Source organism: Shewanella carassii (genome assembly GCF_002777975.1).
Taxonomy (GTDB): domain Bacteria; phylum Pseudomonadota; class Gammaproteobacteria; order Enterobacterales; family Shewanellaceae; genus Shewanella; species Shewanella carassii.
In genome coordinates this window covers 499867-521457 of sequence record NZ_NGVS01000006.1, presented here as the reverse complement: position 1 = coordinate 521457, position 21591 = coordinate 499867, and the positions used below count along the sequence as shown (strand labels likewise).

Here is a 21591-nt window from a genome sequence, read left to right as displayed (position 1 = left end):
CAGACGAATGAAATAACCACTCAATCAATGAGCCAAATCAGCGAGGCCATGCGGCCGGTACGACCGTCGCGGCGGTAGGAAAAATAGTCTTTGTTGCTATAAGTGCAAATATCCAAGGCGTATATCTGCCGAACACCCGCCTGCTGCAACCTGAGTCTGGCAAGCCCCTGCAGATCGCCGAGAAACTTATCCCCCTTGGCCACAAAGCAGTTGTCGGCCTCGGGGTCTTTATCGCAAAAGGCGGCGCGTACTTCACCGCCCACTTCGAAGGCAGTTTTGCCTATTGCCGGTCCGAGACAGGCGATAAGCTCAGAGCCGGGGCGAAAACGGGCTATTCCCGCTTCGATGACGCCATCACACAGGCCACGCCAACCGGCGTGCAGCGCCGCCACCTGGGTGCCAGCACTGTCACACAGAAGCACGGGCAGGCAGTCGGCGGTCATCACCACGGCGACATGCGCCTTGCTATCGCTATAGCTGCCATCGGCAACCCTTTGGGTATCACGCGCCAGGTCGACCACCTCTGTGCCATGCACCTGCTCCAGCCATGCCGGTTCGCTGGGCAGAGCCAGCCGCTTTGCTAACAAAGCGCGGTTGGCCTGCACAGATGCGGAAATGTCTCCCACATGCAGCCCTAGATTCAGACTATCAAACGGCGGCAGGCTGACACCACCATGACGCTGGGTCATGGCGATTCTGACATTGGCCGGCAGCGGCCAGTGGCAGCCGTACATGTTACAGATACTCCGGCGGATGTTCTTCGGTGTCTTTACGCAGCGCCTTGGTCAGCTCGACCATATCCTCGGGGATAGGTGCCTGCCAGCTCATCAGCTCACAGGTAATGGGGTGCACCAACTCCAGTCGCACCGCATGCAGCGCCTGGCGCTTGAAGTTTTTCAGCACTTCGAAGAAGGCTTCACTGGCGGCCTTGGGGGGTTTTGGACGACCACCATAGACGGGATCGCCCACCAATACATGACCAATATGAGCCATATGCACCCGGATTTGGTGAGTCCGGCCACTTTCCAGCCTCAAGCGCAAGCGGGTGTGGGCACGGAATTTTTCCGCCACACGATAGTGAGTCACCGCCGGCTTACCGCTGTGGTGCACCGCCATATGAGTACGCTTGGTCGGGTGACGCCCGATAGGTTCATCCACTGTACCACCGGCTGTCATGGTGCCCAGCACTATGGCTTCATACTCACGGGTAATGTCGCGCGCCTGCAGCGCCGCCACCAGATGAGTCTGGGCCTCAACTGTCTTGGCTACCACCATCAGGCCTGTGGTGTCCTTATCGAGACGATGGACAATACCGGCCCTGGGCACATGTTCTATCTCGGGGCAATGATGCAGCAGGGCATTCATCAAAGTGCCGTCACTGTTACCGGCACCGGGATGCACCACTAAACCCGCCTGCTTGTTGATCACCAATATATGGTCATCTTCATAGACGATATTCAGATCGATAGCCTGAGCCTCGGCGTGCACCTCTTCTTCCAGGGTGGCGTGAACCTCTATCTCCTGAGATTCCAACACCTTCTCTCTGGGCTTGTTTACCACAGTACCATCGACGGACACTTTGCCATCGAGGATCCATTCCTTGATCCTGGTACGGGAGTAATCGGGAAACAACTCAGCCAAAGCCTGATCCAATCTCAGACCGGTTTGGGTTGCTGATATCTCGCTTTTTAGATTAATCTCTTGCGTCATAGGAACCGTCCCCAGTTAATGGGGTCAAAAACTGTGTACTTTCTGGTACACTCGGAATCGGCCATTTTATCGTGAAATGGAAAAATTCTTAACAACAACTTACTCAAGAATCGAATTCAAGTATGCATAATATTGCCAAAGGCGCTGCCATAGCCTTTTTTTCGCTGGCCATTGTGGCCTGTAGCAGCAAACCGGAAGACGACTTAATTAGCAGCAAGCTGTCTCCGGACGTTCTCTACTCCCAGGCCCGCACCTCTATGGAGCTGGGTAACTATACCAAGGCTGTGCGTTCACTGGAGGCATTGGATTCCCGCTTCCCCTTTGGCCCACACAAGACTCAGGTTCAGCTGGATCTGATTTATGCCTACTATAAGTTGGATGATACCCCGTCGGCAGTCGCCAACATCGACAGATTTATCCGCCTCAACCCCACTCACCCGGATATAGACTATGTCTACTATATGCGTGGACTGGTGAATATGCAGGCCGACAACTATCTGTTTCATGACATGCTCAATATAGACAGAAGCGATAGGGATCCTCAATTTGCCCTCGATGCCTTCAAGGACTTCGAGCGCCTGCTCAAGACCTATCCCAACAGCAAGTATGCGGCCGACGCCCAGAAGAGAATGCAGCACCTGAAGAATCGTCTGGCGCTGTATTCGGTTAAGGTGGCCGAATACTATCTGAAGATGAATGCCTGGAGCGCTGCCGCCATCAGGGCTCAGTCGGTGATGGAAACCTATCCCGGCACTCCATCGATAGAACGCGCGCTCGAGATCATGGCCACCGCCTATGGTGAGTTGGGTCAGGAACAACTGAAACAGCATGTACTCACAGTCATGCGAGCCAACTATCCGGGGAATGACCTCCTCAAGGATTAATCCCTCCCAACGCCCCACATCAATGTGGGGCGTTTTGTTTTCCGGGAAAAGTAAAAAGCACTTTGCCTTAAATAGCCAAGCCCCGCTTTTGTCGACCAGGTTTTCGGTTGAGTTAATTTCCCCCTAACCCAGCAATGACGCGGCTTTCGTTCAAAAGCTAAACAATATGCGTCTTTTCGAGCAAAACTTACTCAAACGAGCCTCGTTTTTAAATATTTCTCAGAAAAGAGTTGACTCAAAACCGTAAAAGTCTTTTAATGCACGCCGTCGCCCGAATAGCTCAGTTGGTAGAGCAGCGGATTGAAAATCCGCGTGTCCCTGGTTCGATTCCGGGTTCGGGCACCACCTTCAACTTTAAGGTGCTCAGGCGACTGAGAAAATTGCAAGGCAGTACAGTGCAGGTGTGGTGGAATTGGTAGACACGCCAGCTTCAGGTGCTGGTGCCCTCACGGGCGTGGAAGTTCAAGTCTTCTCACCTGTACCACTTTGCAATAATAGTTAGCTGTACGTTAGACTCTCAATGTGCAGGTGTGGTGGAATTGGTAGACACGCCAGCTTCAGGTGCTGGTGCCCTCACGGGCGTGGAAGTTCAAGTCTTCTCACCTGTACCACTTTGCAATAATAGTTAGCTGTACGTTAGACTCTCAATGTGCAGGTGTGGTGGAATTGGTAGACACGCCAGCTTCAGGTGCTGGTGCCCTCACGGGCGTGGAAGTTCAAGTCTTCTCACCTGTACCAATTAACACATTAAAGAGTCGAAATGAAAACAGTGCAGGTGTGGTGGAATTGGTAGACACGCCAGCTTCAGGTGCTGGTGCCCTCACGGGCGTGGAAGTTCAAGTCTTCTCACCTGTACCAATTAACACATTAAAGAGTCGAAATGAAAACAGTGCAGGTGTGGTGGAATTGGTAGACACGCCAGCTTCAGGTGCTGGTGCCCTCACGGGCGTGGAAGTTCAAGTCTTCTCACCTGTACCAATTAACACATTAAAGAGTCGAAATGAAAACAGTGCAGGTGTGGTGGAATTGGTAGACACGCCAGCTTCAGGTGCTGGTGCCCTCACGGGCGTGGAAGTTCAAGTCTTCTCACCTGTACCAATTAACACATTAAAGAGTCGAAATGAAAACAGTGCAGGTGTGGTGGAATTGGTAGACACGCCAGCTTCAGGTGCTGGTGCCCTCACGGGCGTGGAAGTTCAAGTCTTCTCACCTGTACCAATTAACACATTAAAGAGTCGAAATGAAAACAGTGCAGGTGTGGTGGAATTGGTAGACACGCCAGCTTCAGGTGCTGGTGCCCTCACGGGCGTGGAAGTTCAAGTCTTCTCACCTGTACCAATCATTTAAACCTCGCGAATGCGAGGTTTTTTTGTATCTAAAATTTACTCCCCTCCCCCGTATCACACGTCCGATACTTTTTTGCTATACCTTTTGTATGGCTCAACAAATTGGAATGACAGGGCCTAATCCAAGGACAAGTTCCCTTCTGGACTAAGGTTCTCAAGCATGAAGTTACAACTGAAACACAAGATGTTGCTCGGTATGGCCGTGCCACTTCTCTTGATGCTGCTACTGTGCGGTATTGCCATCAATATCATGAACAAAATCGACTCTGGGGTAGAAAACATCTATAGCGACCGGGTTGTACCACTCAAAGATCTGAAAACTATTGGCGATGATTACGCCGTCTTCGTTATCGATGCCATCAATAAGGCCAATGCTGGAGACTTCAGCGCCGAACAAGCCAGTACCGCACTCAATGAGGCCAACAGAAGCATCAAGCAAAAATGGCAGGACTACACAGCCACTCAGTTAACCGCCAGAGAGTCTCAACTGGTCAATGAGGCCAAACGCTTGTTTATTCCTGCCGATGAGCAAATAAAACGTCTGCAAAATCGATTGGCTACCATGAGCGGCAATATTGAGGGGCAACTCAACCAGGAGATCATGCCGCTCTATCAAGTGATAGATCCCATCAGCGGCAAGATCGCCGAGTTAGTCACCCTGCAGTTGGATGTCGCCAGACAGGAAAGGGATCGGGCGCAAAACCTTTACTCCTCTTCCGTTGTGCTGTTTATCTCTCTGGTCAGTGTGGCCGTTGTTGCCAGCTTACTGCTTAGTGTCTGGGTTAACCGCAGTGTCATGTTACCCATAGGCGATATTCTCACCCAGCTGAAAAAAATTCGCAGCGACTCGGACTTAACCGTGCAGTTCAAAACCTTTAATAGCGACGAGCTGGGGCAGATATCCGATAACTTAAGAGATGTGATCTCGCACCTCAGGGGGATACTCAACAATATTGCCAATGCCGCCAATACGGTCAGCGACTCGGCGACAGAGCTCTCCAGCTTCACCCAACAAACTAACGAGCGCATGCACAGACAACAGGCCGAAACGGAGCAGACGGCTACCGCCATGAATGAAATGACCGCCACAGTCTCCGAAGTAGCCCAAAGCACCACAGCCGCTGCCGACTCGGCTCGTAGCGCCGATGCCAGTGCTGCCAATGGCGATGTGATAGTGCAAGAGTCGATAGCCAGCATGGTGGCGCTTTCCGCACAAATTCAGGGTACGGCGCAGGTGATCACTCATCTGGCCAATGAAAGCCAAAACATAGGTAGAGTACTGGATGTGATTAAGGGTATTGCCGAGCAAACCAATCTGCTGGCACTGAACGCCGCCATTGAGGCGGCCCGTGCCGGCGAGCAGGGCCGAGGCTTTGCCGTGGTGGCCGACGAGGTCAGAACCCTGGCCAGTCGCACCCACAGCTCAACCCAGGAGATTGAATCCATGATAGCCACCCTGCAAACAGGTGTGCAGGAGGCCGTAACCGCCATGGAGCAAGGCATCACCCAGGTCGAACAGGCCAACAGTAAGGCCAATATGGCCGGTGAGGCCCTGAAAGAGATAGTGGTGTCGGTCGACTCCATTGCCCAGCTCAATACCCATATCGCTACCGCCGCCGAAGAGCAAAGCAGCGTGGCCGAAGATATCAATCGCAGCATTATGGCAATCAGCGACATCACCCAGCAATCGGCCCAGGCAGCCAATGAGTTGACCGAGTCTGTCAGCAACTTAAGCCATCTGGCGGAAAACATGCGCGCCGAAGTGGCTCGCTTCCGGCTTTAGTCCCCACTCTCCCTCTGGGCCCTTCGGGGCCTCTTTTTTATCCTGAATGATTCAGCACCCTAGGTGGCCCAAGGGTCGTTCAAGGCGAGTATCTAACTGTCTGTATCCTAGACAAAGAAAGCGATAAAAGCAGTGTCAAAACAGTCAGCGAAAGCAACTAAAACAAAACCGCGGACATGCCGCGGTTTTTCATCTGAGCCTGGATAGCTAGATTTTGAATTGACTCACAGCCTGATGCAGATAATCGGCGCGGCGACGAACCTCATCGGATGCCGTGGCATTTTCTTCTGCCGCCTGCGATGATTCTTCGGCAATATCACGGATCACCACCACATTCTTATTCACCTCTGCAGCCACCATACTCTGCTCTTCTATGGCGGCGGCAATCTGAGTGCTCATATCCATGATATTGGTGACATCGGCATTGATCTGCGCAAGCAAGGTGCCGGCACTGGCCGCCTGCTGAGCGCTCTCACCACCCTGCTTCTGGCTCTGCTCCATAATATCCACTATCGAATGGGTACGGCTCTGCAGAGTTTGAATGATGCTGGCAATCTCTTCGGTCGACTCTTGAGTTCGCATCGCCAAGCTGCGCACCTCATCGGCCACTACCGCGAAGCCTCGGCCCTGCTCACCGGCACGGGCCGCCTCAATGGCGGCATTCAGTGCCAGCAGATTGGTCTGTTCGGCTATGCCACGGATCACATCCAACACACTGCCTATGGTTTGACTGTCTTTTTCAAGCTCGGCGACCACATTGGCAGAATGATCCAACTGCTGTGCCAAAGACTGGATCTTGTTGATGGTATCCTCAACGCCAACCTGACCTTCCTGAGCATTATTATGGGTCTGCTCGGCCTTGCCCGCAGCCAATTCAGTATTCTTGGCAATCTCGTCTATGGTAGCGCCCATCTCGGTGATCGCCGTCGCAACCATATCGGTTTCGTTCAGCTGCTTCGCCACGCCTTCCGAAGCGCTGATGGCGTTGCGGGACAGCTCTTCACAGGAATGGCGCATGGCATCCACTGATTCGATAACCTGTTCTATCAACTGCTGGAAACTGCCCACCATACTGTTGAAGTGGCGTCCTATCATGCCCAGTTCATCATTGGAGCCAACTTCACAGCGCAGTGATAGATCTTTTTGCCGTTCGATGCGGGATATGACCCCAGTAATACGCTCGACCGGCCCCATGATGCTGCGAATGATCACCACAGTGCTAATCACCAACAGAAGTGCTATGAGTCCAAATAGTGCCAAACCCAGCACAAAGCTACTTCTTTCCTCACTCTTGACTTCCGCCAATGCCAATTCACGTAACTTGGTCGATGAGGTTTCAGTGGCAAAAATCGCCTCACGCAGCTGTCCCATCTTGCCCTTGGACTCATCGAGCCCCAACTCCTGCTCCTTGGCCACTAAACTCTTGAAGCTCTGCTGGTACTTGCCCATCAGTTGCTGAATATTGTTACGGACACTGAAGTCCAGCAAACTGGCATCGAGTGTCTCGTTGAAGCGTTCAATGTTAGCGTCAAATCTGGTCAGGTAACTGAGATCCCGCCGCAACATAAAATCTTTCTCGTTGCGTCTCAGTTGCAACATCAACACCATCAATTCGGGTGTTTCATTCTCAGCCACCAGGGTCTCAACATTGTGCACCGCAGAACGTAATTCACCATAAAGACCACTCTTGGGATCCAGGCCTATCTCCTGTTGCAATTTCACCACTTCGGCAAACAACCGCAGATAACTGGCAAAATCTTGATTAAAGCTGTTTATCGGCGCTTCCGGGAGATTGTACTCTTTAAAAATCCCCGCCAACTCTTTCATCTTCTGCGCCGTGGCCTGTGCTTCCTGCTGGTGCACCTCAACATACTTGAGATCCAAGCGGCCAAAAAAATCCTTCTCATTTTTGCGCATGCTTAATACTTCTTTGTCCAGTTCAACCACTTTTTGAATGGCGATGGACAGCTCTGTCTGCACCGAGCTGGAATACTGTTGCAATATAAACATCAGTATCAAGGCGCCAATGGAAACAGCGGCACTCAGCAACAACTTGTGGCGAATAAGCATGGTGTTACCTCAATAAAAAACAATCACTCTAAAAAAATAGTCGCAATTCTGTTTCCATGTCAGCAGAGTTAAACAGGCAACAAAAATGTTAACCCATATTGTCAATGATTAACCTCTTGAAAAACACCCCCATTGTCCTACTACATGGCAAAAAAGTTATTAACCAAGTCAAAATTTGCGTAATCGCCCCCGTTCACAAGAACAGTATCGCTTTCCATTGGCACGCCAGCAGTCCATCACTCTTGAGGGGCGTTTTTACAGATTACCAAGCCCTATGTTCATGCCTTGGGATTGTTGGGATTGGCGCGGCTCAAATGAAAGGTCATACAGAAAATGCGATACCTCCTCGAATTCTGCCTCGTCCCATGCCTGCAAGACTCTTAGGAAACCGACAAGTTTCGAGCGCAACAGCAAGATAAGGCATAATCAAACCCGCCATGAAGGCGCGGCCAATAAATCAACCTCTTGATTTAGGATTAGCCTACAAACCAAGGTTCCAGGAAAAATATCAAAGATTTTTTCAATTGTTTTTAAACCTTTTAAGCGGGTCAAACTATCCAATTACCATGACTCGCCCAAACCATTAAGGACAGCCCAGTGAATGCCAGCCCGCAGCTGACAGAAACCAGATACCAGCAAGAAGTGGACTTCCCGCTGGTGCAGCGTGCCCGTTTGGGGGACAAGCTTGCCTTCGCCGAGCTCTACCGCCTGCACCATGGCAGAGTCTATGCACTGTGTTTGCGCCTGGCCGGCCAGGTGCCACTGGCAGAAGAGATGACCCAGGACTGCTTTATCCGTGCCTGGGAGAAGCTGGACCAATTCCGCGGTGAAAGCAAATTCAGTACCTGGCTGCACAGCCTGAGCGTCAATCAGGCATTGAGCAGTTTGAAGAAGCAGCGCAGCTTCTGGGCCAGATTTCTGCCGGTGACCACAGAGGCAGACACAGAAGAGTCGACCACAACCCACACGGAGGAAACCTCTGTGTTGGAGCGCAAGATCCTCAAGTTACCCGAGCGGGCCAGAGTCGTGTTTGTGCTGTTTGCCATTGAGGGCTACAGCCATGAAGAGATAGCCGCCATGATGGGCACAAGTACCGGCACCAGCAAGGCGCAGTACCACAGGGCAAGAAACTTGCTTCAGGAGATGTTGTCATGAACAAGCAGCCAACATTGGAACAACTGATAGAACAACTGCCACGGGAAAAAACACCCGAGCGCGACCTCTGGCCTGAAATCGCCGCCAGGCTGGAACAATCTCAGCCACCCAAGGCCGCAAAATCCAGCAACGGCTGGCGCAATCTGGCTATCGCCTGCAGCCTGCTGTTGGTGTCTCTGCTCGGCTATCAGGGATTGCAACAAACCCAAAGCCGCGTCGACCCACAGATGCTGGCCATGCTGGAGCAGTTGCAGTATCAACACCAACAACAGGTGAAACAACTGGAAGCCAGTGTCAATTTCGGCCAATGGCAAAAGGTCAGCATGACCACGCCGCTCAGTCGCGGCATAGATGAACTCAGGGAAGCCGCCACGCAGATATTCCAGGCACTAAAACAAGACCCGACCGATCAACAACTTTGGCAACTCTGGCTTTGGGTACAGCAAAGGGAGATAGAGCTGCTCACCCGGGGTGAACAACTGCCCACTCAACTCGACCAACAAGGAATCAGCATATGAACAAGATATCACTAACCCTACTCTCTTCAGCCCTGCTGCTGAGCCCAGTATTGCATGCGGCCGAGAAGGTCGATCAGAGCGCGGCGCTGGAATCCGGAGCCAAATTGAATATCAAGATCCAACGGGGAGAAGTGAAGATCCGCAGTTGGGACAAGGCTGAAGTCGCCATCAAGGGCAAGCTGGATGAGCTCAGTGAAGGCCTGGTGTTTGGTCAGCAGGGCGGCAGCTTTGTTATCGAAGACAAGCTGCCAAAAAGCTATAACAGCCGGGACAAAGACGGCTCAAAGCTGGAGATCTTTCTGCCCACCACAGTCAATATGAAGCTTAAAGGCGTTTCCGCCGATTATGACCTTCAAGGGTTGGAGGGTGAGATCAGCTCGGCCAATGTCAGTGGCGATATCAAGGGCCAGGATCTCAAAGGCAATCTGCAACTGACCACGGTTTCCGGCAGTATCCTAACCCAGAGCAACCAGGGTGAACTGTATCTGGAAACCGTTTCCGGCGACATTGAGGATAAACAGAGTCTGGGCAAGGTGAGTTATCGCCTGGTGAGCGGCGAACTAAACGCCGAGAGTGATGCCATAGAAGTGGAGCTGGACCAGGTCTCGGGCAAGAGTCAATTGACCCTCAAGGCTCCTGAGTCACTCAAGGCCAGAACCGTCAGTGGCGACTTGAGTATTGCCATGCAAAGCCTGGCCGGCAATGCCAATGTCGATAGCGTCAGTGGCGATATTGAACTCAAGTTTGCCAAACTGCCGAATGCCGCCTTTGATATCAGCGGTGGCCCAGGTGGCAAGATTGACAACCAACTGACTCAGGACTCACCGAAAAAAGCCAAGTACACCAAGGCTGAATCGCTGCAATTCCAAAGTGGTTCCGGCCAAGCCGATGTCAGTATCAACACCATCAGTGGCCGGATTAAACTGCAGCAATAATCAGCTGTATCGCACCAAGGCCTCCGGCTGGCCTTGGTGCCTTTTCTTCAGCCTACCGAGGCTATCTCCGCTTCGGTCAGATAACGCCACTCACCGGGTTCCAGTTCGCTATCCAGTTCTATGGCGCCGATTGACTCACGATGCAGGGCTTCCACTTTGTTGCCCACAGCGGCAAACATACGTTTCACCTGATGATATTTACCTTCGGTAATGGTTAACAAGACTTCGGTTGGGCTAATCAGCTGCAGCTGCGCCGGCCGGGTCAGCCCCTCTTCCCGGTGCAGCGCCAGGCCAGCGGCAAATTGTGGGATCAAGTCTTCAGTAACTGGGCTGGCCAGCCACACCCGGTAGCGTTTGCCGCATTCCTTCTTGGGAGAGGTTAGCTTGTGCGACCACTGACCATCGTCGGTAATCAACACCAGACCTGTGGTATCAGCATCCAGGCGCCCGGCAATATGCAAATTCTCGGGCTTTTCTATCTCCATTAGACTGATGACCGAAGGATAGACCTCATCCACGGTTGAGCAGATGGTATCGACCGGCTTATGCAACATCAGATATCTGTTGCCTATCAAGCTGATAGGTTCACCGTCGAAGCACACTCTCATGCCATCACGCACCTTGAAGCTGGAGTCCTTGACGATTTCACCATCGACACTGATTTCACCGCGGTGCAGCGCCTTCTTGGCCATGGAACGGGTCAGCTCTGTAGACTCACAGATAAATTTATCTAAACGCACTTGGCTATCCAACCTCTTGAGTTATGCCGTGTCAATTGCGCGCCATTATGGAGCCTGACACGCTAAAGGGCAAAGACTGTCAAACGCTCACTCAAATAAGCGCCTGTAACCTTTGCTTACAACTCCCGCGGCGCCGAGGCTCGCTGTCATCGCTGCGGGACTTGTTTACATTCCCACACAGGCCTTAACATAGGCATCACTGCGGTTTTTCCCGAACAAACGGGTGTGCAGCCAATCTGATAAAAATGTCCCCTCGCGGGACACCAAAGAACAAAGAAAAGGAAACAGCATGAGAAAAGTACTCATTGGGGGATTGTGTGCCTCACTCATCGCAGGCCTATCTGCCTGTAATGACAAAACGGCTGAGACCCAGGCTGAAACAGCCAAACAGCCGGAAGTCGCCAAAACCGCAACTGCCGCCGCCGTCAGCCAAGCCCTGGGCTCGGGGATTGAATTTGCCAACTTTGACAAGTCTGTTCGTCCTCAGGATGACTTCTATACCTATGTCAACGGCGGCTGGATCAAGAACACAGAGATCCCGGCAGATCGCACCAGCACAGGCGCATTCTATGACCTCAGGGAAAAATCCCGTGACGATGTCAAAGCCATTATTGAAGAAGTGGCGCAGAGCAAAGATCTCAAGCCCGGCAGCGACGAGCAAAAAGTGGCCGATCTTTACCGCTCCTTTATGGACAGCGATACGCTCAACCAGTTGGGGATCAAGCCACTGGAGAGCGAGCTGGCAATCATAGATGCCATCAAAGACAAGCAAGCTCTGGCGGCCTACTTCGGCAAGAGCCAAATTCTCGGTGGCGGCACGCCCATGGCCTTCTATATCGATGTTGATGCCAAGGACTCCAGCCGCTATGCCACCCATATCTGGCAATACGGCCTGAGCCTGCCGGAGAAAGACTATTACTTCAACGAAGGTGAGCGTTTCGTCAACATCCGCAAGGCCTTTGTTGAGCATATCGCCAAGATGTTCACCCTGGCCGGTTTTGCCGAGCCACAACAAAGCGCCGAAGCCATCATGAAGCTGGAAACCGCCATCGCCGCCAAGCATTGGGATGTGGTTGAAAGCCGTGACAGCACCAAGACCTACAACAAATTTGAGGTCAAAGAACTGTCAACACTGGCGCCGGATATCGACTGGAACGCCTACCTGACTGCGCTTGGCGCCGACAAGCAAGCCGATATCATCATTAATCAGCCCAGCTTTATCGAAGGTCTGAACCAGATAGTCAAAGACACAGATCTGGCGACCTGGAAGACATATATGCGCTGGCAGCTGTTGACCCACTTCGCCTCAGATCTGAGCGAGCCGCTGGATAAAGAAAACTTCGAGTTCTTCGCCAAGACACTCAACGGCCAGCAAGAACAGGAACCTCGTTGGAAGCGCGGTGTAGCCAAGGTCAACAGCCTGCTGGGTGAAGTCGTGGGTAAAGTATACGTCAAGCGCCACTTCGCCCCTGAAGCCAAGGAGCGGATGGAGCATCTGGTGGAAAACCTGCGCGGTGCCTACGCCGACAGCATAGATGAACTGGAGTGGATGGGCGCAGACACCAAAGTCGCCGCCAAGGAAAAACTGGCCAAGTTCAACCCGAAAATCGGCTATCCCGACAAGTGGGAAGACTACAGCAAGCTGACTATCAAGGCTGACGACCTGGTCGGTAACGAGATCCGCGCCGGTGAAGTGGAACATCAGAAGCAACTGGCCAAGTTGGGCAGCCCCATAGACAAGGGCGAATGGCACATGACGCCACAAACTGTCAACGCCTACTACAACCCGACCATGAACGAAATCGTGTTCCCGGCCGCCATCTTGCAGCCACCTTTCTTTAATATGGCTGCCGACGATGCCGTCAACTATGGTGGTATAGGTGCGGTTATCGGTCATGAGATGGGTCACGGCTTTGACGATCAGGGTGCCAAGTTCGACGGCGAAGGCAATATGCGCGACTGGTGGACCGAACAGGACCTGAAAGAGTTTGCCGCCCGCGGCAAGGCGCTAATCGCCCAGTACGACGGCTACTATGTGTTTGACGACCTGCACGTTAACGGCAGTCTGACCCTGGGTGAAAACATCGGCGATCTCTCTGGTGTCACCATAGCCTACAAGGCCTACAAAAAATCCTTGGCGGGCAAAGAGGCTCCGGTAATCGATGGTCTGAGCGGTGATGAACGCTTCTTCCTCGGCTTCGCTCAAATCTGGCGCGCCAAGATCAAAGAGGAAGCCATGCGCAACCGAGTGGCCACAGATCCTCATTCACCGGCCAAGTTCCGCGCCATAGGTTCACTGTCCAATATGCCGCAGTTCTATAGCACATTTGATGTGAAGCCAGGTGACGGCATGTATATTGAGCCGGCCCAGCGCGTGAAAATCTGGTAATTTTACGCTTGCTAACAAAGGCGCCTCAAGGCGCCTTTGTTTTTAGATGAATAAAGTTTCATTTGAGGTTCAGCAAGGGTTCAGAGCAAAGTGCTACATTGGAGTCAAAGCCACTTAGAAGTCATTCTGGATGCGAGGCCCCATGACCCGATTATTCCGCACTTTCCTGGTTTTCCTGTTACTGCTTTCGGCGCGCACCGCCTACGCTCAACCTTCAGAGTATGAAGCTGAACCGAGAGACGACAGCGGCTACAGCCTGCGCCAAAACTCGGCCCATCCATTCAATGCCCTCAAGAAACAAAGCTTTAGCACCCCAAGGCAGCCCGTCTCCAGCCTCAATGCCCTCTATCAGCAGGCACCGATGGCACAAAATGAATTGCACAGTCTCCTGTCACAGGTAGCCAATCAGAGCGAAACTGAGCTGCTCCTTGCCAAAGTGAAAGAGCGTCAACGGGCCGAAGTCAAGGTAGCGCACAAGCTGAATAACGACCCCGCCGCTCTGACAGATCTGGTGCGAGCCACCCTGATAGCCGACAACCTTGATGATCTGCAACAGGCCTTTGACACCCTGAATCAACAGGCCAATGTGCTACAGGTCAAAGACAGGTTTGCCCAGCCAAAGGCCTCTGGCTATCGGGATATCAACCTGCTGCTGCAGCTGCCGAAAAGTGGCCTGATTGCCGAAGTTCAGTTGCACTTAAGGGAGATTGCCGCCATCAAAAACGGCGCCGAGCACCAAGTCTATGAAGAGGTGCAGGCGATGGAACGCAAGGCTGCCCGCGAGCAAAGGCCTTTGAGCGAGCTGGAACTGGCCCGGATCCAGAAGCTACGCCAGGAATCACACAAGCTGTACCACAAGGCCTGGTTGGGTTATAAACGCCAACAAACCCAGACTCTTGGCATAGAAAATACCATAGTCGCCTGACAAAGCTTGTCAGCGGCCAACAAGCCGCTATACTCCAGCGCATTGACCCTCGGCCAAAGCGTAAAATCATGCATGAAATCATAGAGCAACTGCAGGAACTGTCAGAGCAGGTTCCTGTACCGCTGGATCTGCCCGGCTTTGACGATCTGGTGGATATCGAAGAGCAAATACTCATCCCTTTGCCTGCGGAGCTGAAAGAATATCTGCTGCATGCCAGCGATGTTATCTATGGCAGCCTGGAACCGGTGACCGCTGCCGATCCCCAGTCCCACACCTATCTGCCGGAAGTGACCTCCTATGCCTGGTCGCTGGGAATGCCCAGAGATCTGATTGCCATCTGCCAAACCGGTGATGACTTTTACTGCATAGATCAGGAAGGTGTGGTCTACTTCTGGAACCAGGACGGCCTGGATGAAGAAGATTGCTGGGAGTCATTCTGGCAATGGGTCGAAGACGTCTGGCTGCAAAGCTGACACAGGTCGGCATTCCCTAGGCGCCACGCCATCAGACACATAGAAAAAACAGGAAGCATTATGTCCAAACAATATCCGCTCAACGCCATCGAGTTTCAGTGCCTGCGCCAATCTCTTGGCTTGGGCACCGCCCAGGCCGCCGAGTTGCTGAAAGTCGATGAAGCCGAGTTGCTCTCCTGGGAAACGGGCGAGGCGCAGGTAAGCGAACTGGCTCAGAAAAAACTGCTGGAAATCGACGATATTATCGAGATGCAGGTGCTGAACACCTGTGATGGTATCGAGGCCATGTTCAAGAAAGAACCCAAGCGCCGTTTGGCCTTTGTGGTTTATCCCACCCAGGCGATTTACACCCAGTACAACCCTGAGTTTTTAAGCTCGCTGCCACTCACTGAGCTGTACAACACCGCTGCCTGGCGGATCAAGAAAGAGTGCAAACTGGTGCTGGAAGTGGATATCAGCCTGGTGCCATTGGATGTGGAAGCCTACAAGGCCTTCAGAGAGCAGCAAGGCGGGCTGGGTGAGAGCCGCGAAAGCCGCGCCAAGTGGGCGGCCGCGCAGCTCTGAAATATCACGGCCCTGAAATACCGCGGCTTTGAAACCAGAGTTTGAATTAATCAGTTAAATTGGCGCTGGCTTTGTCCAGCGCCTTTTTCATTGCCGGACGCAGGTTAAGCCTGTCTCGGTAAGCCGCCAGTTTGGGCGGGATCTGCTGCTCAAAAATGGTGGCCCAGTTCAGAGTATGGGCCAGCAGTATATCGGCCACAGTCAATTCATCACCGAGCAAAAATGGGCTATCAGGCAGCCACTGCTCGGCAATGGCCGCGGCCTTGTTGAACTCCCATACGGCAGTGGCTTGAATCGCCGCCACCCGCTGCTGCTCCGGCAAGGCAAACCTGTGCTTGCCCATGGTCCATAACGGCTGCTCCAACTCGGTTATCACAAAGCTCAACCATTGATGATGATGCCCGGAGGCTGCCGTGCCGGGCTTGGGCAACAGACGCCCCTCACCGTAACGCTCGGCCAGATAGAGCATAATAGCCGCCGATTCGGTCAATACCAGACCGTCATCCTCGAGCACGGGGATTTTGCCGCAGGGATTAAGCGCCAGGAACTCAGGAGTGCGGTTCTGCTGCTTGGCCATATCCACAAAGTGGAACTCCCAGGGCAGTTCCAACTCTTCCAACAACTAGGAAACCCGCAGCGCCCGGCTTCGCGGCGTGCCATAGAGTCGAATCATATTACTTTCCTTAAATTGCCCTGTCGCCATAAGCAATGGCTAACGCAGGTATGATGGCAGAAAAGGCGCCCGCTGGCGCCATGATGATAAGGTCAACAGCAACAAGATACTCCCACTGCCTCAAGCTTGTCACTCAGTCCCTATTTCTCGGCTCTTATGTCTCACTTCTTATCTCAACTCTCTAGCATCCGGCCCTTGTCAGTTTGCCATCAAGGGCCGGGTGCCTGCCTCAGAAGTTAAGACTGACCTTGGTGTAGATGAAACGGCCTCTGGGGTTATGCACAGACATCACATAGCCATAGAGATCCGCATCGCCATCGCCTATGGCAAACGGCGGCTCTTCATCCAACAGGTTGTTGACCCCGAGCGTCCACTTGAACATCTCGTTGAAACGGTAGGAAGCCTGCAAGTCCACCAGGAACTGGGCATCCACCATACGTGACTTGTTTTCGGTAAAGTCGAGGGCGCCGTCGAAGTTGATATCCGGCGTATCCTCAAATTCGCCTATGTAGCTGACATTGAGGTTGGCGGCAAAGTCGCCCATGGTCCAGTTAGTGCTGGCCAGCCAGCGGTACTGGGGATACTCATACTCGCCGGTATAATCCAGGCCGTCCTTTTCAAACTTGTCCAGATAGCTCCACTCAAGGCCAAACTTGAGATCGCCATAGCTGTCCAGCTCTAGGCCGTAGTGAGCCGAGATATCCAGGCCCTGGGCCTCCTGGGAGCTTAAGTTAACAAAGCTTGAGTGAATCACATCAAGCACCCCGAGCGGCTCGCCACCGGCGGGGGGCAGGCGCACACAGATAGCGCTGTTTTGATCATTACAGTTGGCGGCATAGATATCGCCCAGAGGCTGCTCGTCTATCTTGTTGTCCTGGGTGATGTTCCAGATATCGAAGCCGATATCGAACTTCTGGCTCGGCGCCCAGATCATACCTATGTTCCAGGTTTCCGACTCCTCGGCGTCCAGATCCGGGTTACCGGCAAATACCGTGTTGTAATCCAGTACCTCACAGTCGGCCTCGGAGATACCCTGAGCGGCGCAGGCATAGGTATCTTTAAAGAAGTTACTCTTTTCCGAAGGGCCCAGGCCTATCTGAGCCAACGATGGTGCCCGGAATCCCTGGGCCCAGGAGGCGCGCATGCTCAAGTCTTCCGTCATGCCCCAATGGAACGCCACCTTGGGATTGGTGGTGGAGCCAAAATCGCTGTAATGATCGTAGCGCCCCGCCAGTTGCAGCTCGAAGCTGTCGGTCACCGGAATGGAAAACTCCAGGTAGGCGGCATACTGATCGCGCTCGGCCGCGGCGGAAACCGCTTCAGTCCCGAAGATAAGCCCGCGCTGGAACTGCTCATCGGGCACATCGCTGACATCCTCTTCACGATATTCCATCCCGGCGGCCAGCATGATATCCCTGTCTGCCAGGGTAAAGGCATGCCCCGAAATGCTGGCATCATAGGCGGTAATGTGTGACTTGCCCTGACGCACCAGACTGGTGGTAATGGCATCTATCACCTCGGGTGAGTTGATGGTGCCGCCAAAGGGGTTGTAGTTGCCGAGATTGATTTGCTCCTGCAGATAGTCCACCCGCACCCAGCCCTGGCTGCGATCCCCTGTCTGGGTCGACTCACTGCGCCCCTTTTGGGCCGAGACTTCCCAGTCCCACTCCTTGAAGCTGCCGCGCAGACCGGCCACCAATCTCAAGCTGTCGGACTCGATATCCCAGCGGCGGGGACCGGCATCCACTGTGCGGAAGCGGCCTATGTCAATGTCCTGACCAAAAGGATTGTTGGGATGTGAACCGGGAACCGTCAAACCGGCAGTTTCATCCAGCGGTGTGGCGGCGCCACCAGCCTTGGAGGTATTGTGCTGAGCCGCCAGCTCCAAAAAGGCGGTCAGGGAGTCACTCAGGTGATACTCAAACTGACCTATGGCGCCTATGCGCTCGGCCTCGGGGATCACCAAGTTATAGGGGCCGTAATCGAACAGGCAACTGCCGCTCGATGTGGTGGAATCGGCCGGACAAGCCGGATCTATGGTCTTGACGCCGTTGACATAGAAATACCCCGGAAAGCCCCGGGAAGAACGGAAATCCTCCCCGCCCCAGGGCGACTGATTGGCGGTACCAAACTGCCCCATCTCATCGGCGCTCAGGGTCGAGTTGCTGAAGTAATCCAGGATCACAGACGCGCTGCCCTTGTCACTCATGGTGCCCCACACCAGACTGGCGGTCTTTTCGTTGTAATTGGGGCCATCTGTGGCGCCATAGCCGAGATTGACTTCAATGCCTTCGATGTTTTTCCTCAGCACTATGTTGACCACCCCGGCGATGGCATCCGAGCCATAGATGGCCGAGGCGCCGTCCTTGAGTATATCTATCCGCTCAATGGCCGATACGGGAATGCTGTTGATATCGACAAAAGAATTGCTGACCCCTTCGGCAAAGGCACTGATGGAAACCCGGCGACCATTGATCAGCACCAGGGTCGCATCCGGCCCCATGCCACGCAGGCTAATGGCGGCGGCACCGTTGGCGGTAGAGTCCTGGCTGTTGCCGCGGGTGGAGAAAGTGCCGGCCCCGGCCGCCGGCATTCTTTCCAGCAACTGCTGCAGGTTGTCGTAGCCCATGTTGGCAATATCTTCCTTGCCTATGGATTGAATGGGCGATGGGCCTTCCATATCGGTACGTTTGATCCGCGAGCCTGTGACTTCGATACGCTCCACAGACTCCTCGGCCGCGAAGGATTCTCCGGTAGGGGTCAAGGCTAGTGCCGCGGCGCAGGCACTCAGGACAAGGTGAGGTCTGTTCATAATTATCCCTAATTTCTTCAGCTGTTTTTGTGGAAAACAACCACGACTACAAACTTCCGCGTTGTCATATTTTTTTAACATTTACCGATTCAACTTAACTCTTTAATATCTAAAGTCAATGCCTCTAACTGGGGTAAATTTGATTTTACTGATATAGAAAGTCGCCATGTCCACAGCCGCCGCGCCACTGCTTCAGGCCCGCTTTGCCGATAATCTCGGACTCTATTGGTTGATGTCTGGAGTCGGGAAGGTGCAAACAAGTCCCATGTGTGCTCTGCGTCGGCTTACAGGCTTGGATGCAAGGCGTGGTTCGCAGCAAATGGCCCAAGCCCTTTGCAAGAAACACAACACAGCAGGCAGGCCTGTAAGCCACGCCCTTTGGGGCTTGCACAGCAATCGGCTCTCTGCGTTATCCGACTTCGACAGGCCCCGGCATGCCTTCAGTCAGATGCCTTGAACACCAATTGCTGTGCAAGCCAGAGTGCCACGAGGACTTATTCGCACCTTCCTTAGCCCTCTGCCTCAGTATTGTCGGCATTCCCTTGTTGCTGCTATGGCTGCCCATTGGCTTGTGGGGCACACGCCGCTATATCGCCAACATGAGCGCCGAGCTGACCGAGCGTAAGCTAGTGGTGCGCCGCGGCCTGCTGACCCGCACCGAAAATACTGTGCCCTTGGATAAAATCACCGACATGGCGCTTATTCAGGGGCCACTGATGCGCCTGTTCGGTCTGAAGAAACTCAAGGTGGAAACCGCCGGACAATCCGGCAATGACGCCCTGATAAGCCTGGTTGGCATAGTCGATGCTGACGGATTTCGCGCCGCTGTACTGGCACAAAAAGAGCGTTTGGATCACAAGGAGCCCAGCTCGAATGGACATGACAACAACTATGAGCAGCTGATGTTACTCAGGGAGATCCGTTCCTCGCTGGTCAATATCGAATCCTTACTGGCCCGGGAAAAGAGCGCGCCATGAATGACACCATACTGAATCGCAAAGGTTTTTCTTTCATTCACCTTAGGCACCTAATGGCCGCCATGGGCCCGGGCGTTCTGGTGGCCGCGGCGGCCATAGGCGCCTCGAATCTGGTGGCATCAACCCGTGCCGGCGCCGAATTTGGCTGGCAGTAGGCCTGGCTGCTGATCCTGTTCTTTAAGGGTGCCTTGCTATCACTGTTGGAATTGGTGATGATCCAGGCCTTTATGACCACCTGCATCTTTGCCTAGTTGAATCTACGGCTGATGAGTTCCAAAACCCTGCCGACTGAGGCCCGTTACGGCAGGGGCATGCAACTCTGGGGCTGGCTGGGACTCGGTTACCTGTTTGGCTTTGCGCTGCTGTTTATCTATTGGTATTGCTACATCAAATAAGGAAGTTGCATGAACTGCTCACCGCTGGCGCAGCCGCGCTTTTTGGGGCTAAAACTCTCATCGACAGTCAAAGGCATCACCATGGCCTGCCTGCTGGGATTCACTCTTAGCCTGAGCGCGGCGCCAGGGCCCAAACAAGAGCCAGCACCAGGCAAGGGTTCGGCGCCATCTGTCTGCCACAGCCAAGAGCTGACACGACAGCTGCAGCTGATAATCAAGCAAAACCCCCTGCCCTTCAGCGGCGTAATCGAGTTAAGGCAAGGTAAAAAGACACTGCTGAGCCATGCGGCCGGAGAAAGCCAAGGCAAACCCATCACCCTCGATAGCCAATTTGTGCTGGGTTCACAGTCAAAGCAAGTGTTTGCCGTCTTGGTGATGCGGGCGATAGAAAGAGGCGATTTCAAGCTCAATGACAGCGCCGCTCCCCTGCTTGGCAAAGAGGCCGAACTGGATCCGGCCATCACTGTCGCCATGCTGCTGAGCCACACATCCGGCATAGGCATCCAAGGACAAGCCTTGCTGTTCACCCCGGGCAGCGATTTTAAATACAGCAATGACAATTATTGGCTGCTGGCCGAGATCCTCAAGCGTGAAGGCAGCAGCAGTACCCAATTGCTGCAGCGCTTCTTTGATGCCGAGGGGCTTGAGCTCAAGGCCCGCACCGGCAGTATTGAAAGTATCCAGGAACAGTTACCCAATCTGGCAATAGGAAGAGCCGAGACAGACAGCGGCTTTGAAAGCGTGGCCGAGCAGTTGACTCTCACAGATAAGCTACTGGCCAGCGGCGCCCTTATTGGCTCCGCCTCTGCATTTGCCCATTTTCAGCAGGCTCTGCATCAGGGGCAACTGCTTAGCCGTGGCGGCTATCTACAGTTGCTGGCGCCGAGAGGCAAACGCCCCCATCGTTGGGGCGAGTTGAATTATGCCGCCGGAATACAACTGAGCCCTGAGTTGCCCCTGGAGTTCAGCCACAGTGGTTACATAGCGGGTTATATCAGCACTGCGATTTATTATCCGGACTCGGGCTTCAATCTGGTGGTGCTGGAAAACACCTCTTGGTCACTCAAAGATATAGGCCGGGTGTTCGCCCTTCACGACAAGCTGCGACAAGCGGTGCGTGAAACGGCCGCGAACTGTCCACTGGAAAAAGCGGCAAATCTGCCCGGCTTTTAGGTATAATGCCGCAATATTGCGGAGCCTCCGCGCCTAACGCACCTAAGTCAATCGCCAGACAGTGTTAAA

Annotated in this window: 18 protein-coding genes, 9 tRNA genes and 1 pseudogene; 22 read left to right on the top strand and 6 right to left on the bottom strand. The window is 53.5% G+C overall.

Annotated features, from left to right (window positions below):
* Window positions 1–20: 20 nt before the first annotated feature.
* On the bottom strand, window positions 21–734 hold the full coding sequence (pgeF, locus tag CBE72_RS05360) for a peptidoglycan editing factor PgeF (RefSeq protein ID WP_100142615.1): 714 nt from the start codon (window positions 732–734) through the stop codon (window positions 21–23).
* A 1-nt stretch (window position 735) separates the two neighbouring features.
* On the bottom strand, window positions 736–1710 hold the full coding sequence (gene rluD, locus CBE72_RS05355; protein ID WP_039033048.1) for a 23S rRNA pseudouridine(1911/1915/1917) synthase RluD: 975 nt from the start codon (window positions 1708–1710) through the stop codon (window positions 736–738).
* 122 nt (window positions 1711–1832) lie between these two features.
* Between rluD and CBE72_RS05350 the strand changes: the two genes are divergently transcribed.
* From CBE72_RS05350 to CBE72_RS05300, 11 genes are all read left to right on the top strand, one after another.
* Window positions 1833–2594 carry an outer membrane protein assembly factor BamD gene (locus CBE72_RS05350; RefSeq protein ID WP_100142614.1) on the top strand — a complete coding sequence of 254 codons (762 nt, stop codon included), beginning with the start codon at window positions 1833–1835 and terminating at the stop codon, window positions 2592–2594.
* Window positions 2595–2863: 269 nt separating this feature from the next.
* A tRNA-Phe gene (locus tag CBE72_RS05345) sits at window positions 2864–2939 on the top strand.
* A gap of 52 nt (window positions 2940–2991) precedes the next feature.
* Window positions 2992–3078, top strand: a tRNA-Leu gene (locus CBE72_RS05340).
* A 40-nt stretch (window positions 3079–3118) separates the two neighbouring features.
* Window positions 3119–3205: transfer RNA gene (locus tag CBE72_RS05335), tRNA-Leu, on the top strand.
* 40 nt (window positions 3206–3245) lie between these two features.
* Window positions 3246–3332 (top strand) — tRNA-Leu (locus tag CBE72_RS05330).
* Between the two features lie 33 nt (window positions 3333–3365).
* Window positions 3366–3452, top strand: a tRNA-Leu gene (locus tag CBE72_RS05325).
* A 33-nt stretch (window positions 3453–3485) separates the two neighbouring features.
* Window positions 3486–3572, top strand: a tRNA-Leu gene (locus tag CBE72_RS05320).
* Between the two features lie 33 nt (window positions 3573–3605).
* Window positions 3606–3692, top strand: a tRNA-Leu gene (locus CBE72_RS05315).
* 33 nt (window positions 3693–3725) lie between these two features.
* A tRNA-Leu gene (locus CBE72_RS05310) sits at window positions 3726–3812 on the top strand.
* A 33-nt stretch (window positions 3813–3845) separates the two neighbouring features.
* Window positions 3846–3932, top strand: a tRNA-Leu gene (locus CBE72_RS05305).
* 168 nt (window positions 3933–4100) lie between these two features.
* Window positions 4101–5723, top strand: a complete 1623-nt coding sequence (locus tag CBE72_RS05300) for a methyl-accepting chemotaxis protein (protein WP_100142613.1) — start codon at window positions 4101–4103, stop codon at window positions 5721–5723.
* Between the two features lie 207 nt (window positions 5724–5930).
* Here CBE72_RS05300 and CBE72_RS05295 read toward each other — a convergent pair whose 3' ends face one another.
* Window positions 5931–7793, bottom strand: a complete 1863-nt coding sequence (locus tag CBE72_RS05295; protein ID WP_100142612.1) for a methyl-accepting chemotaxis protein — start codon at window positions 7791–7793, stop codon at window positions 5931–5933.
* 597 nt (window positions 7794–8390) lie between these two features.
* On the opposite strand from CBE72_RS05295, the gene CBE72_RS05290 reads away from it, so the two are divergent.
* Genes CBE72_RS05290 through CBE72_RS05280 form a run of 3 tightly spaced genes read left to right on the top strand, consistent with a single transcriptional unit; the run spans window position 8391 to window position 10401 of the window.
* Window positions 8391–8948 carry an RNA polymerase sigma factor gene (locus tag CBE72_RS05290; RefSeq protein ID WP_372239340.1) on the top strand — a complete coding sequence of 186 codons (558 nt, stop codon included), beginning with the start codon at window positions 8391–8393 and terminating at the stop codon, window positions 8946–8948.
* The gene (locus CBE72_RS05285) at window positions 8945–9466 is read left to right on the top strand and encodes a hypothetical protein (RefSeq protein WP_025009055.1); all 522 of its coding nucleotides are present in this window, start codon (window positions 8945–8947) and stop codon (window positions 9464–9466) included. Before CBE72_RS05290 ends, CBE72_RS05285 begins: the two co-directional genes overlap by 4 nt.
* A complete protein-coding gene (locus CBE72_RS05280; protein WP_100142611.1) occupies window positions 9463–10401 on the top strand; it encodes a DUF4097 family beta strand repeat-containing protein in 939 nt (312 codons plus the stop codon). The genes CBE72_RS05285 and CBE72_RS05280 overlap by 4 nt, the downstream gene beginning before the upstream one ends.
* Window positions 10402–10448: 47 nt before the next feature.
* Here the strand turns inward: CBE72_RS05280 and rsuA are convergent, their stop codons facing one another.
* Window positions 10449–11141 carry a 16S rRNA pseudouridine(516) synthase RsuA gene (gene rsuA / locus CBE72_RS05275; RefSeq protein ID WP_100142651.1) on the bottom strand — a complete coding sequence of 231 codons (693 nt, stop codon included), beginning with the start codon at window positions 11139–11141 and terminating at the stop codon, window positions 10449–10451.
* A 289-nt stretch (window positions 11142–11430) separates the two neighbouring features.
* On the opposite strand from rsuA, the gene CBE72_RS05270 reads away from it, so the two are divergent.
* From CBE72_RS05270 to CBE72_RS05255, 4 genes are all read left to right on the top strand, one after another.
* The gene (locus CBE72_RS05270; protein ID WP_071237054.1) at window positions 11431–13530 is read left to right on the top strand and encodes a M13 family metallopeptidase; all 2100 of its coding nucleotides are present in this window, start codon (window positions 11431–11433) and stop codon (window positions 13528–13530) included.
* Window positions 13531–13672: 142 nt separating this feature from the next.
* On the top strand, window positions 13673–14455 hold the full coding sequence (locus tag CBE72_RS05265) for a RelA/SpoT domain-containing protein (protein ID WP_100142610.1): 783 nt from the start codon (window positions 13673–13675) through the stop codon (window positions 14453–14455).
* A gap of 68 nt (window positions 14456–14523) precedes the next feature.
* A complete protein-coding gene (locus CBE72_RS05260; RefSeq protein WP_039035558.1) occupies window positions 14524–14928 on the top strand; it encodes an SMI1/KNR4 family protein in 405 nt (134 codons plus the stop codon).
* A 60-nt stretch (window positions 14929–14988) separates the two neighbouring features.
* On the top strand, window positions 14989–15492 hold the full coding sequence (locus tag CBE72_RS05255) for a DUF4447 family protein (protein ID WP_100142609.1): 504 nt from the start codon (window positions 14989–14991) through the stop codon (window positions 15490–15492).
* Window positions 15493–15538: 46 nt separating this feature from the next.
* Here CBE72_RS05255 and CBE72_RS05250 read toward each other — a convergent pair whose 3' ends face one another.
* Both CBE72_RS05250 and CBE72_RS05245 read right to left on the bottom strand, forming a co-directional pair.
* A complete protein-coding gene (locus CBE72_RS05250) occupies window positions 15539–16114 on the bottom strand; it encodes a glutathione S-transferase family protein (RefSeq protein WP_229671867.1) in 576 nt (191 codons plus the stop codon).
* A gap of 280 nt (window positions 16115–16394) precedes the next feature.
* On the bottom strand, window positions 16395–18977 hold the full coding sequence (locus CBE72_RS05245) for a TonB-dependent receptor (RefSeq protein WP_100142608.1): 2583 nt from the start codon (window positions 18975–18977) through the stop codon (window positions 16395–16397).
* A 434-nt stretch (window positions 18978–19411) separates the two neighbouring features.
* Between CBE72_RS05245 and CBE72_RS05235 the strand changes: the two genes are divergently transcribed.
* The 4 genes and pseudogenes from CBE72_RS05235 (at window position 19412) to CBE72_RS05225 (ending at window position 21522) form a co-directional block, all read left to right on the top strand.
* The gene (locus tag CBE72_RS05235; RefSeq protein ID WP_100142606.1) at window positions 19412–19954 is read left to right on the top strand and encodes a PH domain-containing protein; all 543 of its coding nucleotides are present in this window, start codon (window positions 19412–19414) and stop codon (window positions 19952–19954) included.
* Window positions 19951–20109 (top strand): hypothetical protein, encoded by a 159-nt coding sequence (locus tag CBE72_RS20075; protein WP_157929040.1) that lies wholly within the window; start codon window positions 19951–19953, stop codon window positions 20107–20109. Before CBE72_RS05235 ends, CBE72_RS20075 begins: the two co-directional genes overlap by 4 nt.
* Window positions 20110–20115: 6 nt before the next feature.
* A pseudogene (locus CBE72_RS05230) lies at window positions 20116–20349 on the top strand (divalent metal cation transporter); the annotation flags it as partial.
* 9 nt (window positions 20350–20358) lie between these two features.
* Entirely contained in the window at window positions 20359–21522 is a 1164-nt protein-coding gene (locus tag CBE72_RS05225) for a serine hydrolase domain-containing protein (RefSeq protein WP_100142605.1), read from the top strand.
* The last annotated feature ends 69 nt before the right edge of the window (window positions 21523–21591 follow it).

Coding starts and splice junctions, on each gene's coding strand:
- pgeF (WP_100142615.1), bottom strand. CDS start 734: ATGTACGGCTGCCACTGGCCGCTGCCGGCCAATGTCAGAATCGCCATG.
- rluD (WP_039033048.1), bottom strand. CDS start 1,710: ATGACGCAAGAGATTAATCTAAAAAGCGAGATATCAGCAACCCAAACC.
- CBE72_RS05350 (WP_100142614.1), top strand. CDS start 1,833: ATGCATAATATTGCCAAAGGCGCTGCCATAGCCTTTTTTTCGCTGGCC.
- CBE72_RS05300 (WP_100142613.1), top strand. CDS start 4,101: ATGAAGTTACAACTGAAACACAAGATGTTGCTCGGTATGGCCGTGCCA.
- CBE72_RS05295 (WP_100142612.1), bottom strand. CDS start 7,793: ATGCTTATTCGCCACAAGTTGTTGCTGAGTGCCGCTGTTTCCATTGGC.
- CBE72_RS05285 (WP_025009055.1), top strand. CDS start 8,945: ATGAACAAGCAGCCAACATTGGAACAACTGATAGAACAACTGCCACGG.
- CBE72_RS05280 (WP_100142611.1), top strand. CDS start 9,463: ATGAACAAGATATCACTAACCCTACTCTCTTCAGCCCTGCTGCTGAGC.
- CBE72_RS05270 (WP_071237054.1), top strand. CDS start 11,431: ATGAGAAAAGTACTCATTGGGGGATTGTGTGCCTCACTCATCGCAGGC.
- CBE72_RS05265 (WP_100142610.1), top strand. CDS start 13,673: ATGACCCGATTATTCCGCACTTTCCTGGTTTTCCTGTTACTGCTTTCG.
- CBE72_RS05260 (WP_039035558.1), top strand. CDS start 14,524: ATGCATGAAATCATAGAGCAACTGCAGGAACTGTCAGAGCAGGTTCCT.
- CBE72_RS05255 (WP_100142609.1), top strand. CDS start 14,989: ATGTCCAAACAATATCCGCTCAACGCCATCGAGTTTCAGTGCCTGCGC.
- CBE72_RS05245 (WP_100142608.1), bottom strand. CDS start 18,977: ATGAACAGACCTCACCTTGTCCTGAGTGCCTGCGCCGCGGCACTAGCC.
- CBE72_RS05235 (WP_100142606.1), top strand. CDS start 19,412: ATGCCTTCAGTCAGATGCCTTGAACACCAATTGCTGTGCAAGCCAGAG.
- CBE72_RS20075 (WP_157929040.1), top strand. CDS start 19,951: ATGAATGACACCATACTGAATCGCAAAGGTTTTTCTTTCATTCACCTT.
- CBE72_RS05225 (WP_100142605.1), top strand. CDS start 20,359: ATGAACTGCTCACCGCTGGCGCAGCCGCGCTTTTTGGGGCTAAAACTC.